Origin of the sequence: Streptomyces sp. NPDC001231, assembly GCF_042896885.1 — a bacterium.
Taxonomy (GTDB): Bacteria; Actinomycetota; Actinomycetes; order Streptomycetales; family Streptomycetaceae; genus Streptomyces.
Genome location: NZ_JBIAXS010000049.1, coordinates 1 through 13,888 on the forward strand (window position 1 = coordinate 1; position 13,888 = coordinate 13,888).

General features: G+C 72.6%; 14 protein-coding genes. 8 read left to right on the forward strand and 6 right to left on the reverse strand.

Features of this window, described 5'->3' with window-relative positions:
• Nucleotides 1–399: 399 nt before the first annotated feature.
• Complete coding sequence (gene folP, locus ACFY3J_RS36745; protein ID WP_390842697.1) at nt 400–1,260, reverse strand: dihydropteroate synthase; 861 nt, start codon at nt 1,258–1,260, stop codon at nt 400–402.
• Between the two features lie 157 nt (nt 1,261–1,417).
• On the opposite strand from folP, the gene ACFY3J_RS36750 reads away from it, so the two are divergent.
• Together ACFY3J_RS36750 and ACFY3J_RS36755 are read left to right on the forward strand one after the other, a co-directional pair.
• Nucleotides 1,418–1,774 (forward strand): DivIVA domain-containing protein, encoded by a 357-nt coding sequence (locus ACFY3J_RS36750; RefSeq protein ID WP_384172605.1) that lies wholly within the window; start codon nt 1,418–1,420, stop codon nt 1,772–1,774.
• Nucleotides 1,775–1,785: 11 nt separating this feature from the next.
• Complete coding sequence (locus ACFY3J_RS36755) at nt 1,786–2,370, forward strand: DNA-3-methyladenine glycosylase I (protein WP_384172602.1); 585 nt, start codon at nt 1,786–1,788, stop codon at nt 2,368–2,370.
• Between the two features lie 39 nt (nt 2,371–2,409).
• On the opposite strand, the gene ACFY3J_RS36760 is transcribed toward ACFY3J_RS36755, so the two are convergent.
• Complete coding sequence (locus ACFY3J_RS36760; protein ID WP_384171754.1) at nt 2,410–3,213, reverse strand: enoyl-CoA hydratase/isomerase family protein; 804 nt, start codon at nt 3,211–3,213, stop codon at nt 2,410–2,412.
• A 401-nt stretch (nt 3,214–3,614) separates the two neighbouring features.
• Between ACFY3J_RS36760 and ACFY3J_RS36765 the strand changes: the two genes are divergently transcribed.
• Nucleotides 3,615–3,782 (forward strand): DUF3117 domain-containing protein, encoded by a 168-nt coding sequence (locus ACFY3J_RS36765; protein ID WP_003966491.1) that lies wholly within the window; start codon nt 3,615–3,617, stop codon nt 3,780–3,782.
• 99 nt (nt 3,783–3,881) lie between these two features.
• Here the strand turns inward: ACFY3J_RS36765 and ACFY3J_RS36770 are convergent, their stop codons facing one another.
• A complete protein-coding gene (locus ACFY3J_RS36770; protein ID WP_384172599.1) occupies nt 3,882–4,577 on the reverse strand; it encodes an O-methyltransferase in 696 nt (231 codons plus the stop codon).
• A gap of 247 nt (nt 4,578–4,824) precedes the next feature.
• Between ACFY3J_RS36770 and sigE the strand changes: the two genes are divergently transcribed.
• The 5 genes from sigE (at nt 4,825) to ACFY3J_RS36795 (ending at nt 10,625) form a co-directional block, all read left to right on the forward strand.
• Complete coding sequence (gene sigE / locus ACFY3J_RS36775; RefSeq protein ID WP_384171751.1) at nt 4,825–5,526, forward strand: RNA polymerase sigma factor SigE; 702 nt, start codon at nt 4,825–4,827, stop codon at nt 5,524–5,526.
• The gene (locus ACFY3J_RS36780) at nt 5,523–6,473 is read left to right on the forward strand and encodes an anti-sigma factor family protein (protein ID WP_384171748.1); all 951 of its coding nucleotides are present in this window, start codon (nt 5,523–5,525) and stop codon (nt 6,471–6,473) included. Before sigE ends, ACFY3J_RS36780 begins: the two co-directional genes overlap by 4 nt.
• Before the next feature lie 720 nt (nt 6,474–7,193).
• A complete protein-coding gene (locus ACFY3J_RS36785; RefSeq protein WP_384172596.1) occupies nt 7,194–9,083 on the forward strand; it encodes a S1C family serine protease in 1,890 nt (629 codons plus the stop codon).
• Between the two features lie 177 nt (nt 9,084–9,260).
• Nucleotides 9,261–9,746 (forward strand): sec-independent translocase, encoded by a 486-nt coding sequence (locus ACFY3J_RS36790; protein ID WP_384171745.1) that lies wholly within the window; start codon nt 9,261–9,263, stop codon nt 9,744–9,746.
• 207 nt (nt 9,747–9,953) lie between these two features.
• A complete protein-coding gene (locus tag ACFY3J_RS36795) occupies nt 9,954–10,625 on the forward strand; it encodes a hypothetical protein (RefSeq protein WP_384171744.1) in 672 nt (223 codons plus the stop codon).
• A 105-nt stretch (nt 10,626–10,730) separates the two neighbouring features.
• On the opposite strand, the gene ACFY3J_RS36800 is transcribed toward ACFY3J_RS36795, so the two are convergent.
• From ACFY3J_RS36800 to ACFY3J_RS36810, 3 genes are read right to left on the reverse strand one after another with little or no spacing between them, the layout of a single operon-like run.
• Nucleotides 10,731–11,864, reverse strand: a complete 1,134-nt coding sequence (locus tag ACFY3J_RS36800) for an Mrp/NBP35 family ATP-binding protein (RefSeq protein ID WP_384171741.1) — start codon at nt 11,862–11,864, stop codon at nt 10,731–10,733.
• Nucleotides 11,865–11,906: 42 nt separating this feature from the next.
• On the reverse strand, nt 11,907–12,503 hold the full coding sequence (locus ACFY3J_RS36805) for a DUF1003 domain-containing protein (RefSeq protein WP_384171738.1): 597 nt from the start codon (nt 12,501–12,503) through the stop codon (nt 11,907–11,909).
• Complete coding sequence (locus ACFY3J_RS36810; protein ID WP_384171735.1) at nt 12,493–13,776, reverse strand: magnesium transporter MgtE N-terminal domain-containing protein; 1,284 nt, start codon at nt 13,774–13,776, stop codon at nt 12,493–12,495. The genes ACFY3J_RS36805 and ACFY3J_RS36810 overlap by 11 nt, the downstream gene beginning before the upstream one ends.
• Nucleotides 13,777–13,888 lie beyond the last annotated feature (112 nt).

Below are 13,888 nucleotides of genomic sequence, written 5' to 3' on the forward strand. Positions count from 1 at the left end.
AGACCCCAAGCCCTTCGTCTGGACGAAGACCGCAGACGAGATCCTCGAACGCCTCGCCGGATATCTGAACCGAATTAACAACTCAGGACACTAGGCCCTGTCGTCACATTCCCGCCTGCCGTGCGACGCCTGGCACGCCCTCCCCCAAGCTCTTCGAGCAGAGGGGACCCCCAGCCGCGTTGCCGGAGCGCCCATGTGGCTCCGCCGCGAGGGTGCTCCGGCGCCTTGCGATCGCACGCACCGGACGCCGCGCGGCCCGCCCTTCGGGCGGACGACGGGAATGTGACGACAGGACCTGGGCCGACAGGACCTGGCGCGCCCGTACGGCGGGGCGCGGGCACTGTGCGCCCGGCCCCACCGGCCCGCGCCGGGTCACTGCCGGCGGGAAAGCCGTCTGCCCTACGCCAGTCCGCGCCGGGCCACCGCCGGCGGCCGGTGTCCCGCGATGGACGCCACCATGTCCAGCACCTGCCGTGTCTCGGCCACCTCGTGCACCCGGTACACCTGGGCCCCCAGCCACGCCGAGACAGCCGTCGTCGCCAGCGTCCCCACCAGCCGCTCCTTCACCGGCTTGTCCAGCGTCTCGCCCACGAAGTCCTTGTTGGACAGCGACACCAGCACCGGCCACCCGGTCGCGACCATCTCGCCCAGACGCCGGGTCGCCTCCAGGCTGTGCCGCGTGTTCTTGCCGAAGTCGTGCCCGGGGTCGATGATCACCGACTCCCGGGGCACGCCGAGCGCCACCGCCCGCTCGGCCAGCCCCACGGTCACCCGGAGGATGTCGGCCATGACGTCGTCGTACGTCACCCGGTGCGGCCGTGTCCGGGGCTCCGCGCCGCCGGCGTGCGTGCACACCAGGCCGGTGCCGTAGCGTGCCGCGACCTCGGCGAGCCGCGGGTCCACCCCGCCCCACGCGTCGTTCAGCAGGTCGGCACCCGCCTCGCACACTGCCTCGCCGACATCGGCCCGCCAGGTGTCGACGCTGATGACCACGTCCGGGAACCGCCGCCGCACCTCGGCCACGAAGCCGACCGTCCGCCGGGCCTCCTCCTCGGCCGTCACCTCGTCGCCGGGCCCGGCCTTCACCCCACCGATGTCGATGATCGCGGCCCCCTCGGCGACCGCCTGCTCCACGCGCGCGAGGGCCGGCTCGTCACGGAACGTCGACCCCTGGTCGTAGAAGGAGTCCGGGGTCCGGTTGATGATCGCCATGATCACCGGCTCGTGCGCGTCGAATTCGCGCCTGCCCAGCCTGAGCATCCCCTGTGACCTCTCCTCTTCTTCCTGGTCCTGCCTGGTCCTGCCTGGTCCTGCCCGGTCTTTCCCGGTCTTCGGTCGTCTGGCGACCCTAACCGTCAGCCTCGCATGGCACGATCGGACCCTGACACTTACGACAGACTCCGTGGGGACCCCAGCGATGGTTATGTTCTTCTTCCTGGTCGTCGCGCTCGCCGTCGTGGTCGCCGCGGTGACCCTCGCGGTGGTGGGCGGCGGCGAGGGAACCGGACCGCTGCCCGAGGCGGCGCCCGAGCGGCTCGTGGACCCGCTGCCACCGGACCGCCCGGTGGACCGCGCGGACGTGGAGAGCCTCCGCTTCCCGCTGACCGTCCGGGGCTACCGCATGGCGGACGTCGACGACGCCCTCGGCCGTCTCGGCGCCGAACTCGCCGAGCGCGACGCGCGGATCGCCGACCTGGAGTCCGCGCTGGCCGGTGCTCGGGCCGCGGCCGCCCACGTCCACCTGACCAAGCCCGAACCGGAGGACCAGCGGTGACGGACGAGACCGTGACGCCGGGTGCCGCGATCGCCGGCCCGGACGGCGCCCTGCGCTGCCCGTGGGCCCTGTCCACGGCGGAGTACGTGGCCTACCACGACGAGGAGTGGGGTCGCCCGGTCCACGGCGACGACGCGCTCTACGAACGCCTCGCCCTGGAGGCCTTCCAGTCCGGCCTGTCCTGGATCACCATCCTGCGCCGCCGCGCCGGCTTCCGCTCCGCCTTCGCCGACTTCAAGATCGCGGCGGTGGCGGACTTCACCGACGCCGACCGCGAGCGGCTGCTCGCCGACCCGGGCATCATCCGCAACCGCGCCAAGATCGACGCGACGCTGGCCAACGCGCGCGTGATCGCCGACTGGTCCCCTGGCGAGCTGGACGCCCTCATCTGGTCCCACGCCCCCGACCCCGCCGCCCGCCCGGCACCCAGGACCCTGTCCGACGTCCCGGCCGTCACCCCCGAGTCGACGGCCCTGTCGAAGGCCCTGAAGAAGCGCGGTCTGCGTTTCGTCGGCCCGACGACGGCGTACGCCCTGATGCAGGCGTGCGGTCTGGTCGACGACCACCTCGCGGACTGCGTGGCGCGCCGCCCCTGACCCGGCCGGTCAGGGGCGCGGTACCCGCCTGCGCCGCGGTCAGCGGCCCAGGTACTTCGGCTTCTCCTTGTTGACGAACGCCTGGACGGCGATCGCGTGGTCCTCGGACTGCCCGGCCCGGGTCTGGAGCTCGTCCTCCTTCTGGAGGGTCTCCTCCAGGGAGTGCGTCAGTCCGAAGGCCACCGCCTCCTTCAGCGCCGCGTACGCCACCGTCGGCCCCTCGGCCAGCGCCCGCGCCGTCCTCTCGGCTTCCGCCCGCAGTTCGGCGGCGGCTACGACCCGGTTGGCGATGCCCAGTTCGTGGGCCTCCTGGGCGGTGACGCGGCGCGGGAAGAGCAGCAGGTCGGCGGCGCGGGCCGGCCCCACCACCCGAGGCAGGGTCCACGAGATCCCTGAGTCCCCGGTGAGCGCGACCCCCACGAACGAGGTGTTGAAGGACGCCGTGTCCGCCACGATCCGGTAGTCGGCGGCGAGCGCGAAACCGAAGCCCGCCCCGGCGGCGACCCCGTTCACCGCGGCGACCACCGGCTTCCGCGCCCCCGCCAGCGCCCGCACGATCGGGTTGTAGTGCTCCCGCACGGTGCTCATGGTCTGCCCCGACCCGGACTCCCGGTCGGCGGCCAGCAGCCCGATGTGCTCCTTGAGGTCCTGGCCCACGCAGAACGCCCGGTCCCCGGCGGCGGTCAGCAGCACCGCCCGCACGGCGTCGTCGTCCGCCGCCTCCCGGGCCGCGTCCCGGAGGGCGACCTTGGCGGCGACGTTCAGCGCGTTCATCGCCTCGGGGCGGTTCAGCGTGATCGTCGCGAGCCCGTCGCTCACCTCGTAGAGCACGGTGTCGGCCATGGGGCATCCCCTCCGGTGTCGCCTCGATGACGTACCGCTCGGTACGTCATGGTCGGTCCTGGTCCGAGGACAGCATGACGGAGATCACCGGCCGGGGCGCGGACCCGGCATGTGACCTGCGTCAAAGAATTCCGGCGCGTCCGCGGCGGGCGCACGGAGGCGTGGGCGCGCAGTATCGCAGCCACATCGCCGAATTGAGTGGTTTTGCTCGCGCGCGTTGCCCAAGCGATGCCAACTGATGTTGGTCATCGGGTCCTGGGATGCGGGATAATGGCTTGGAAGCAATGTGTTCGATGCCGGTGTCGCGTGTCCTGTGCCGTTCTGGGCAGGGATCGCGCGCGTGCCCTCTCGGTGGGCCGTCGGCTTTGACGATGAGCTGGGTTTCAGGAAGGGGAACGAGCATGGCGGCCATGAAGCCGCGGACGGGTGATGGCCCGCTCGAGGTGACCAAGGAGGGGCGGGGCATCGTCATGCGCGTTCCGCTCGAAGGCGGCGGTCGGCTCGTCGTCGAGTTGACCCCCGACGAGGCCGACGCGCTCGGCGACGCCCTCAAGAAGGTCGTCGGCTGACGCGCAAGCGACCATACCCTTTCAGTAGCCCCGGCATCGTACGCGGTGTCGGGGTCGCTGTTTGTGCGGGGGCGCGCGACACACGGGTGACGGGAGCGCTCAGCGCTTGACGGCGCAGAGCAGTCCGTCGCCCACCGGCAGCAGGGACGGCGTCAGGTCGGGGCTCTCGCGCACCGTGCGCAGCAACTCCCGCAGCCGCACGACCTCCGTCGGCTGCGGTCCGGAGTCCACCGTCCGCCCGTGCGCGAAGACACCCTCGAAGGCGACGAGGCCTCCCGGTCGCAGCAGGCGCAACGATTCAGCGAAGTACTCGGGGAACTCCAGTCGGTCGCCGTCGCAGAACACGAGGTCGTACCCCGCGTCCGCGAGCCGGGGCAGCACGTCCAGGGCGCGGCCGGGGATGAAGCGGGCGCGGTTGCCGGCGAAGCCCGCGGCGCGGAACGCCTGGCGGGCGAACTGCTGGTGCTCCGGCTCGGGATCGACGGTGGTCAGCACCCCGTCCGGCCGCATGCCGTGCAGCAGGTGGATCCCGGAGACCCCGGTGCCGGTGCCGATCTCCGCGACCGCCTTGGCGTCCGCGGTGGCGGCCAGCAACCGCAGCGCGGCGCCCGCGCCGGGCGACACCGAGCGCAGCCCTGCCTCACGGGCCCGCTCACGGGCCCAGCGCAGCGCGTCGTCCTCGGCGACATAGGCGTCGGCGAACGCCCAGCTCGTCTGCCGGTTGCCGGTAATGACCCTCTCCTGTCCCGTGGATGCCTGGGCGTGACTGTATCCGTTGGGGCCGGGAACCCGCAGATGGGACCGGTCGTTTGAAGGGGTGAGGAAACGACACGGGGCGCGACGACGGCGTGGACGGGGGGTATGGGATGGATCGGGACACCGAGCACTGCTGACGCAGACGCACCAGCCGTGCCAGCACGTGTCAAATTCTCGTAAAACCGCTTATCCGGAGCTAACGGGCGAGGTGGCTATGGTAGGGGCTCCACTGGACACCACCAGAGCTGACAGGGGAGGTGCGGCTGCGCCTGCAGATCGGGGAGGAGTGCTACGGCGCTTTCTCGGATCGGCGGGCAGGCCGAAATCCGTGACCGACACCGCTGCTGACGTGAGCCACGCCGCCGAATCCACCCAGACCGCGACCTTCTCGACCGACGCGGACGGGCAGGCGTGGACTCCGCCCACCTGGGAGGAGATCGTCAGCACGCACAGCGGCCGTGTCTACCGCCTGGCCTACCGCCTCACCGGCAACCAGCACGACGCCGAGGATCTCACCCAGGAGGTCTTCGTCCGCGTCTTCCGCTCCCTGTCGACCTACACGCCGGGCACGTTCGAGGGCTGGCTGCACCGGATCACCACGAACCTCTTCCTGGACATGGTCCGCCGCAAGCAGCGCATCCGCTTCGACGCGCTCGGCGACGACGCGGCCGAGCGGCTGCCCAGCAAGGAGCCCACTCCGCAGCAGCTGTTCAACGACGCGCACTTCGACGCGGACGTGCAGCAGGCCCTGGACACCCTCGCGCCCGAGTTCCGTGCCGCGGTCGTCCTGTGCGACATCGAAGGACTGTCGTACGAGGAGATCGCCGCGACCCTGGGCGTCAAGCTGGGCACGGTGCGCTCCCGCATCCACCGCGGTCGTTCGCAGCTGCGCAAGGCCCTCGCGCACCGCTCGCCGCAGGCCCGGGCCGAGCGCCGCGGCTTCGTGGCCCCGGTCCCCGCGCTGGGGGGAGGGGGCGCGACCGCGTGAGTGGATCACGACCGAACCCCGCGGGACGCCTCGCGGAACAGCATCTGGGAGACCGGCTCGCCGCCCTCGTGGACGGCGAGCTCGGTCACGACACGCGCGAGCGTGTCCTGGCGCACGTGGCCACCTGCCCGAAGTGCAAGGCGGAGGTCGACGCGCAGCGCCGTCTGAAGAACGTCTTCGCCCAGGCGGCCCCACCGCCTCCCTCCGAGAGCTTCCTGGCCCGCCTCCAGGGCCTCCCGGGGGGTGGTACCGGTGGCGGCGGTGGTTCGCCGCTGGGTGGCGGAGGGCTGCCCGGGGGGCTGTCCTCAGGCTCCGGGGTGTTCGGGGTGGGGCCCGGCGAGCAGTTCGAGTTCGGGTATGTGCCGGCCCGGCCGCATCCCGCCGTCCCCGCCGAGGATCGCGGCTTCCGGGTCCACCCCGTCGGCCGTCCCGACAGCGAGCGGTCCGCCTCGCGCGGGCTGCGGTTCGCGTTCGTCGCCGCCGGGGCGGTGTCGCTGGCCGCCCTCGCCCTGGGCGGGGTGACCACCGGCTCGGCGGGTGACACCGCCGCGGAAGCGCGCGGTGGCTCCGGGACCGGCAGCAACGTGACTCCGGCGCGCACCGCGGGTGCGGCGGCGTCGGCCTCCGACACCGCGCGGCGCCGCCAGTCGGCCGCGCCGCAGTCGGGCCGGGGACAGCGGTCGTCGGGCTCGGTGCAGGCGGCCTCGACGCCGCCGGCCGCACCGCTGCTGCCGGGGGCCGTGCCTCCCGGCGGGCAGACGCAGAACGTGATGCATCCGCTGACCACCCCGGTGGTCGCCGGCGCGGCCGTCATGTCGCCGTTGATACGTCCGCTCACCGCGACCCCGCCGATCTCCCTGACCTCGTGGTCCGCCGACCCGGGGCTCACCGCCCCGGGCCTGCTCACCGCGCCCTCTCCCACCGCCTCCTCCCGCACCGCGCACTGACCGGTCCCTGCGCCTCGGCCCGGGAACCTGGTTGAATCGCACAGTGGTCGCGCCCATGACATCGGTCGGGGCGCGGAGTCGACGCCGTACGGCCACCGAACGACGAGCCGTGCCGCGACCCGCTGTGGGGAGAACATGAACGAGGGCAAGCCCACGAAGTCCGCCCGCCCGAAGTGGTGGAGCCGCGCAGTCCCTCCGGACGAACGGCCGGAGGGCACGTCCGGTCCCGCCCCGGCCGCCGACACGGCTGGGACGTCCGCCCAGGAGGGTGCGGCAGCCGGCGGGCCCGTGGCCGAGCAGGCGCAGGCCGCGGCCCCCGCACGCGCCGACGCAGACGGTGACTACGAACTGGACCGCCCGCTCCAGACCTCCGGCGCCGCCCCCGACACGGGCGACTTCGAACTCGCTCGACCCCGCCCGGCGTCCACCGAGGCGGAGGGCACCCACCTTGCAGCGGAGGACGCCCCGTCCACCCGTGCCCCCGAAACGGACCACACACCGGCCGCGCCGACCGCTCCCGCCACGCTTGGCACCCATGCCGTGCCTGCGGCGCCTGGCGAGCCTGCCGCACGTACCGAGCCTGCGGTGCTCGGCGCGCTTGCCGCACCTGTTGCGCCTGTCGGGCCTGTCGTACCTACTGCACCTGGCGTGTCTGCGGCGCCTGGCGAGCCTGCCGCACGTACCGAGCCTGTGGTGCCCGGCGCGCTTGCCGCACCTGCGGTGCCCGGCGAGCCTGACGTACCCCCCGCACCTGGCGTGCCTGCGGTGCCCGGCGAGCCTGACGTACCCCCCGCACCTGGCGTGCCTGCGGTGCCCGGCGAGCCTGCTCCACCCGCTGCGCACGGCGAGCCTGCTGTGCCCGCCGCGCCGGTGCCTCCGGCCGGTCCCGGTTTCCCCGGGGCGTCCGCCGAGACGGGTGCCAACCGGCCCGTGGAGGGGCCGTCCGGGGCCGTTGACACCTCCGTCGTCTCCGGCGAGCGGCCCAGGCCGCTGCACGATCCTGATCCCTACAGCACCCCTCCGTACGGTGAGCCCGGTCCCTGGGCGCCCGCCCCGCCGGTGCAGCATCCGGCGGTGACGCCCGCCCAGGGCACTCCCGCTCTCTCCTCCGGCACCCCTGCACCCGCCCCCCAGGGCCCGCCCGCCGTGGACACCCAGCCGTACGGCTCGGCGCCCCCGGCGCCCCAGCCGGGGGCCCCGGCTCCCACTCACCCCGCGCCCTCCGGTCTCCCCTCGCAGCCGCAGGCCCCGGCCGCCGCACCGCAGGAGGCGGCACCCGCGGACGCCATGCCGGCGGGCGTGCCGCAAGGCCCGTCGCACGGCGTGCCCGCCCAGGCCGTGGGTGACGGGCACGGCATGCCCGCCCCCGGCGCTGCCGAGACCCACCACGGTGCCCGCCCCGCCGACCCCTGGGGGCGTTACGACCCCTGGGCCGGTGGCCGGGTCGCCGCGCCGTTGCAGCAGACCGGAGTCGGCGTGCTCAGCGTCGAGCAGCGGCACCGGCGGGTCACACGGGCGCTGGTGGGCGGGGCCGTGGTGCTCGCGCTGGTGTCCGGCGCGCTCGGCGGGCTGGCCGGGGCGTACATCGAACGCAACGGCGGCCTGAGCGCCGTGGAGCTGCCGCAGGCCGGGAAGGAGCCCGCCGGGCGCGCCCCGGACAGCGTCGCCGGGATCGCCGCGCGGGCCCTGCCCGGCGTGGTGACGCTGCACGTCAGCGGCTCCGGCGAGCAGGGCACCGGCACCGGGTTCGTGCTCGACAGCCTCGGCCACGTCCTCACCAACAACCACGTCGTGGAGAACGCCGCCTCCGGCGGCGACATATCGGTGACCTTCAGCGGCGGGCAGACCGCCAAGGCCAGGATCATCGGCCGGGACGCCGGATACGACCTCGCGGTCGTCCAGGTCCGCGGCGTGCGCGGCCTGACCCCCATCCCGCTCGGCAACTCCGACAACGTGCAGGTGGGCGACCCGGTCGTCGCCATCGGCGCGCCCTTCGACCTGGCCAACACCGTCACCTCCGGCATCATCAGCGCCAAGGAGCGCCCCATCACGGCGGGCGGCGAGAAGGGCGACGGCAGCGACGTGTCCTATGTCGACGCCCTCCAGACCGACGCCCCGATCAACCCCGGCAACTCCGGTGGCCCCCTCCTCGACGCCCGGGGCCGGGTCGTCGGCATCAACTCCGCCATCCGCTCCGCGGGCACCGGCTCCGGCCTCCAGACCGGTCAGGCCGGCTCCATCGGCCTGGGCTTCGCCATCCCCGTCAACCAGGCAAGGCGCGTCGCCGAGGAGCTGATCAAGCACGGCAAGGCCAGCCACCCGGTGATCGGGGTGACCCTGGACATGAACTACCCCGGCGACGGAGCCAGGGTCGGCGCCAAGGGCCGGGACGGCGGACCGCCGGTCACCCCCGGCGGTCCCGGTGCCAAGGCGGGCATCAGGGGCGGAGACGTCATCACCGCGGTGGACGGCCAGCGTGTCCACTCGGGTGAGGAGCTGATCGTCAAGACACGTGCGCACCGCCCCGGCGACCGTCTGGAACTGACCGTCGAACGTGACGGGAAGGCACGGAAGGTCTCCCTGGTACTCGGGTCGTCGAACAGCAATTGACACAAACCGTGCGGAACACGCCGGAAAACCCGTCGTGTACACGCAGTCCGACACCTCGGGACGGTACCGGTCGGGCACGTGGGCCGGGTACCGTGGATCCGGCCCGGACCACGGACAGCCCCACACAGACCGGACCACCCGAGGGCCGAGGACCGAGGACATCGCAAGGAGCTTCAGGTGTTCAATGACATAGGACCGCTCGAGCTGCTGACGATCATCATCGTGGCCGTGCTCGTCTTCGGTCCCGAAAAGCTCCCGAAGGTCATCCAGGACGTGACGCGCACGATCCGGAAGGTCCGTGAGTTCTCGGAGAGCGCCAAGCAGGACATCCGCAGCGAACTCGGCCCGGAATTCAAGGACTTCGAGTTCGAGGACCTCAACCCCAAGACGTTCATCCGCAAGCAGTTGGACAACAACGACCTGGGGCTGCAGGAGATCCGCAACGGCTTCGACCTGAAGAAGGAGATGGCCGAGATCACGGACGCGGTGAACGGCAACGAGTACGACTCCTCGGTGTCCTCCACGTCCTCCACGTCCTCCACCTCCGGCTCTTCCGGCTCTTCTGGCTCCTCGGGTTCGGCCGGCGGCCGGATCGACATGACCAAGAAGCCCGAGGGCCCCGCTCAGGACGAGCGCCCGCCCTTCGACGCGGACGCCACCTGACCCGCGTTCCCATGTGACGCGTTTCACGCCGCGCACGGCCCGTGCGCGGCGTGAAACGGCCGTACCCGCGACCCACGCGCCGAGCGGTTTTCCCGGCTGCCCGAAGCGGGATGGATATGCTGCCGAGTTGTTGTGCGGACCGGACGAGTACGCCCGAAGGGGGGCGGGACACCCCGGTCCGACGAGAGCGAGGAGGCCACCGGGCACATGGAGACGACAAGTCGGGCAGGCGCGCAGGCGCCGGCCGCGGAGGGCGGACAACAGTCCCCCTTCGCCCGGCGCACGGCTGACGGTTACCTGCTGGCGCCCTTTCCCTGGTACGGCCTCGACGAGGCCTTCACGGGGCCGCGCTGGCTGATGCAGGTCGGCACCTCGGCCGACGGTTCCGTGGAACACGGTTCGACCGGGCACGGCGACGAGCCGTCCGTACGCAACGAGTCCGTGTCCGGATCGCCGGACGAGTCCAAGGAGAAGTTCGCGGTCGTCGTCACCGTCGCCGCCCAGCCCGTACGGCGTCTCGCCGACGGCACGGGCCAGCTGGAGGCCACCTCGGTCTCCTCCGCGGCCTGGCTGGCCGCGGTGGGCCTGCTGTCCTTCACCTGGCCCGGGCAGGTGGACCACACCCTGCGGGACGACTGGCTGGAGCAGCAGACGGAGACCGCGTGGGAGCTGGCCGACGACCTGTCCGGCCCGGAGTGGTCCATGCTGTCCCTGCCCGTGGACGGTGTCCCGACGCCGTTCCACTACCGGGAGTCGGAGTTCGGCTGGGTGCTCGCCGGTTCGACCTCCCAGGGCGTCCACGTGGGGGCGTACGGCAGGGGCATGAGCGCGTACGGGCTCGGCTTCGCCATGATCAAGGACATCAACGCGTACGCCTGACGCCACGCGCCACACGGCGGACACGGCACGGAGGGGCGCCGTCCACGCGGGACGGCGCCCCTGTCGCCCTACGGGCGGTGCGGGCCGCCACGGCCCTCGTAAGGCCTAGAACTTGTTCTTCGGGGTGATCCCCAGCGACAGCCCCGCGAGGCCCCGCTGGCGGCCCGCGAGCTTGTCGGCGATCGCCCGCAGGGCCGAGCCCGCGGGGGAGTCCGGGTCGGACAGGACGACCGGCTTGCCCTCGTCGCCGCCCTCGCGCAGGCGGACGTCGATCGGGATGGAGCCGAGCACCGGGACCGTGGCACCCGTGGTGCGGGTCAGGCCCTCGGCGACCGTCCGGCCGCCGCCCGTGCCGAAGACGTCGACCATCTCGTCGCAGTGCGGGCAGGGCAGGCCGGACATGTTCTCGACCACGCCGACGATCTTCTGGTGGGTCTGGACGGCGATGGAGCCCGCCCGCTCGGCCACCTCGGCCGCCGCCTGCTGAGGCGTCGTCACCACCAGGATCTCGGCGTTCGGCACCAGCTGGGCCACGGAGATCGCGATGTCGCCGGTGCCGGGCGGCAGGTCCAGCAGGAGAACGTCCAGGTCGCCCCAGTACACGTCGGCCAGGAACTGCTGGAGCGCGCGGTGCAGCATCGGCCCGCGCCAGACGACCGGCGCGTTGCCCGGGGTGAACATGCCGATGGAGATGACCTTCACGCCGTTCGCCGACGGCGGCATGATCATGTTCTCGACCTGGGTCGGGCGGCCGTCCGCGCCCAGCATCCGCGGCACGCTGTGGCCGTAGATGTCGGCGTCGACCACGCCCACCTTCAGACCGTCGGCCGCCATCGCCGCCGCCAGGTTCACCGTCACCGAGGACTTTCCGACGCCGCCCTTGCCGGAGGCGACGGCGTAGACGCGGGTGAGGCTGCCGGGCTTGGCGAAGGGGACCTCGCGCTCGGCCTGGCCGCCGCGCAGCGCGGTCGCCAGCTCCCGGCGCTGCTCGTCGCTCATCACGTCGAGCGTGACGTCGACCCGGGTGACACCCTCGACACGGGAGACGGCGTCGGTCACCCGCTGGGTGATCGTCTCTCGCATCGGGCAGCCGGAGACCGTCAGATAGACGGTGACCGCGACCGTTCCGTCCGCGCCGATCTCCACCGATTTGACCATGCCGAGCTCGGTGATGGGCCGGTGGATCTCGGGATCGTCAACCGTCGCCAGAGCTGCGCGCACCGCGTCTTCCGTAGCCATAAGGACGATGGTACGGCGCCCCGTGCGGGCCCCGGGACCCCGTCACCGGTCGTCCATGTCACGTGCGTGCGGGTGATCCGCCGGGAATACCCCGTGCCGGCGGTGACCGTCGACGGTCCGCTCCTCCAGCTCCTTGAACAGGTCCTGGAGCTCCGAGCGCATCCAGTCGCGGGTCGCCACCTCGCCCAGGCCCATGCGCAGCGCGGCGATCTCGCGGGTCAGGTACTCGGTGTCGGAGATCGACCGCTCGTTCTGCTTGCGGTCCTGTTCGAGGTTGACCCGGTCCCGGTCGTCCTGCCGGTTCTGCGCCAGCAGGATCAGCGGGGCGGCGTAGGAGGCCTGGAGGGACAGGGCCAGGGTCAGGAAGATGAACGGGTACTCGTCGAACCGCAGATGCCGGGGCGCGGCCACGTTCCACAGCACCCACACGATGATCACCACCGTCATCCAGACGATGAACCGCCCGGTGCCCAGGAACCGCGCGATGCGCTCGGACAGCCGCCCGAAGGCGTCCGGGTCCCACTCCGGCAGCAGCCGGCGCCGGGGCGGGCGCGGCTGGTCCAGCCGGCCGGCCCGCGGCCGTCCGGCGGCGGTGGCCCCCACCGGCCGCTCGCGGATGCCCTCTCGCTCAGTCACCATGCGCCGCCGCCCCCTCGTCCAGGTCGTACTCCGTCTCCCGCCAGTCGTCCGGCAGCATGTGGTCCAGGACGTCGTCCACGGTGACCGCGCCGAGCAGCGAGCCGGACTCGTCGACGACGGGCGCCGCCACCATGTCGTAGGTCGCGAAGAACCCGGCGACGACCGGCAGCGTCGCGTCGGGCGCGAGGGGTTGCAGGTCGTCGTCGAGGATCGATCCGACGAGGGTGTAGGGCGGGTCGCGCAGCAGCCGCTGGAAGTGCACCGTGCCCAGGTACTTCCCGGTCGGGGTCTCGTCGGGCGGGCGGCACACGTAGACCTGGGCGGCCAGCGCGGGGGAGCGGTCGCGGTTGCGGACGCGGGCCAGGGCGTCGGCGACGGTCGCGTCCGGGCGCAGCACGATCGGTTCGGTCGTCATCAGGCCGCCCGCGGTGTGCTCCTCGTACGACATCAGCCGGCGCATGTCGGCCGCGTCGGCGGGCTCCATCAGCGCCAGCAGCCGCTCCTGCTCCTCCTGCGGCAGCTCGGCGAGCAGGTCGGCGGCGTCGTCTGGGTCCATCGCCTCCAGCACGTCGGCCGCGCGCTCGCCCTTCAGCTTGCCGAGGATCTCGATCTGGTCGTCCTCCGGGAGCTCTTCGAGGACGTCGGCGAGCCGGTCGTCGTCCAGCGCGGCGGCGACCTCGGCACGCCGCTTGGAGGACAGGTGGTGCAGCACGTTGGCCAGGTCGGCGGGGCGCAGCTGCTCGAAGGTGGCGAGCAGGCTCTCCGCGCCCTGCCCGTGCTCCTCCAGCGAGAAGCCGGTGACCGCGGACCACTCCACGGTCAGGGCCTCTCCCCGGTTGCGCCGGAACGCGCCGCCCTTCCTGCCCTTGCGCACGAAGACGCGGTCGACCTCCCAGTCCCGGCGCGCGGACAGCTGCCGCACCGACATGTCCAGGACCGTGACCTCCTCGCCGGTCTCCACGAGCGTCACACGCCGGTCGAGCAGTTCGCCGAAGACGAGACGTTCGGTGGGGCGCTGCTCGAAGCGCCGGACGTTGAGCACGCCCGTGGTGATGACCTGGCCCGACTCGATGCCGGTCACCCGGGTCATGGGCAGGAAGATGCGGCGCCGGGTGGCGAGTTCGACGACCAGCCCGAGCAGACGGGGCGGCCGGCGCCCGACGCGCAGCATGACGACCAGATCGCGCACGCGGCCCACTTGGTCGCCCGTCGGGTCGAAGACGGCGACTCCGGAGAGGTGCGAGACGAAGATCCGGGGGGCGCCCGCTGCCATGGCTGCGCCTCCTTTGCACGGCTGTGTGGTGCGTGTGTTGCGTGTCGTGTGTGCCGGGATTCTTTTCCCAAATGCCCGCTCAGGTGCGCTTCAGGCTAGCCCGTCCACCCCG

Excerpts from the sequence above, each read along its gene's own strand:
- ACFY3J_RS36800 (WP_384171741.1), bottom strand. The coding sequence starts at position 11,864 with ATGGCTACGGAAGACGCGGTGCGCGCAGCTCTGGCGACGGTTGACGAT.
- ACFY3J_RS36760 (WP_384171754.1), bottom strand. The coding sequence starts at position 3,213 with ATGGCCGACACCGTGCTCTACGAGGTGAGCGACGGGCTCGCGACGATC.
- ACFY3J_RS36795 (WP_384171744.1), top strand. The coding sequence starts at position 9,954 with ATGGAGACGACAAGTCGGGCAGGCGCGCAGGCGCCGGCCGCGGAGGGC.
- ACFY3J_RS36765 (WP_003966491.1), top strand. The coding sequence starts at position 3,615 with ATGGCGGCCATGAAGCCGCGGACGGGTGATGGCCCGCTCGAGGTGACC.
- ACFY3J_RS36810 (WP_384171735.1), bottom strand. The coding sequence starts at position 13,776 with ATGGCAGCGGGCGCCCCCCGGATCTTCGTCTCGCACCTCTCCGGAGTC.
- ACFY3J_RS36750 (WP_384172605.1), top strand. The coding sequence starts at position 1,418 with ATGGTTATGTTCTTCTTCCTGGTCGTCGCGCTCGCCGTCGTGGTCGCC.
- folP (WP_390842697.1), bottom strand. The coding sequence starts at position 1,260 with ATGCTCAGGCTGGGCAGGCGCGAATTCGACGCGCACGAGCCGGTGATC.
- ACFY3J_RS36805 (WP_384171738.1), bottom strand. The coding sequence starts at position 12,503 with ATGGTGACTGAGCGAGAGGGCATCCGCGAGCGGCCGGTGGGGGCCACC.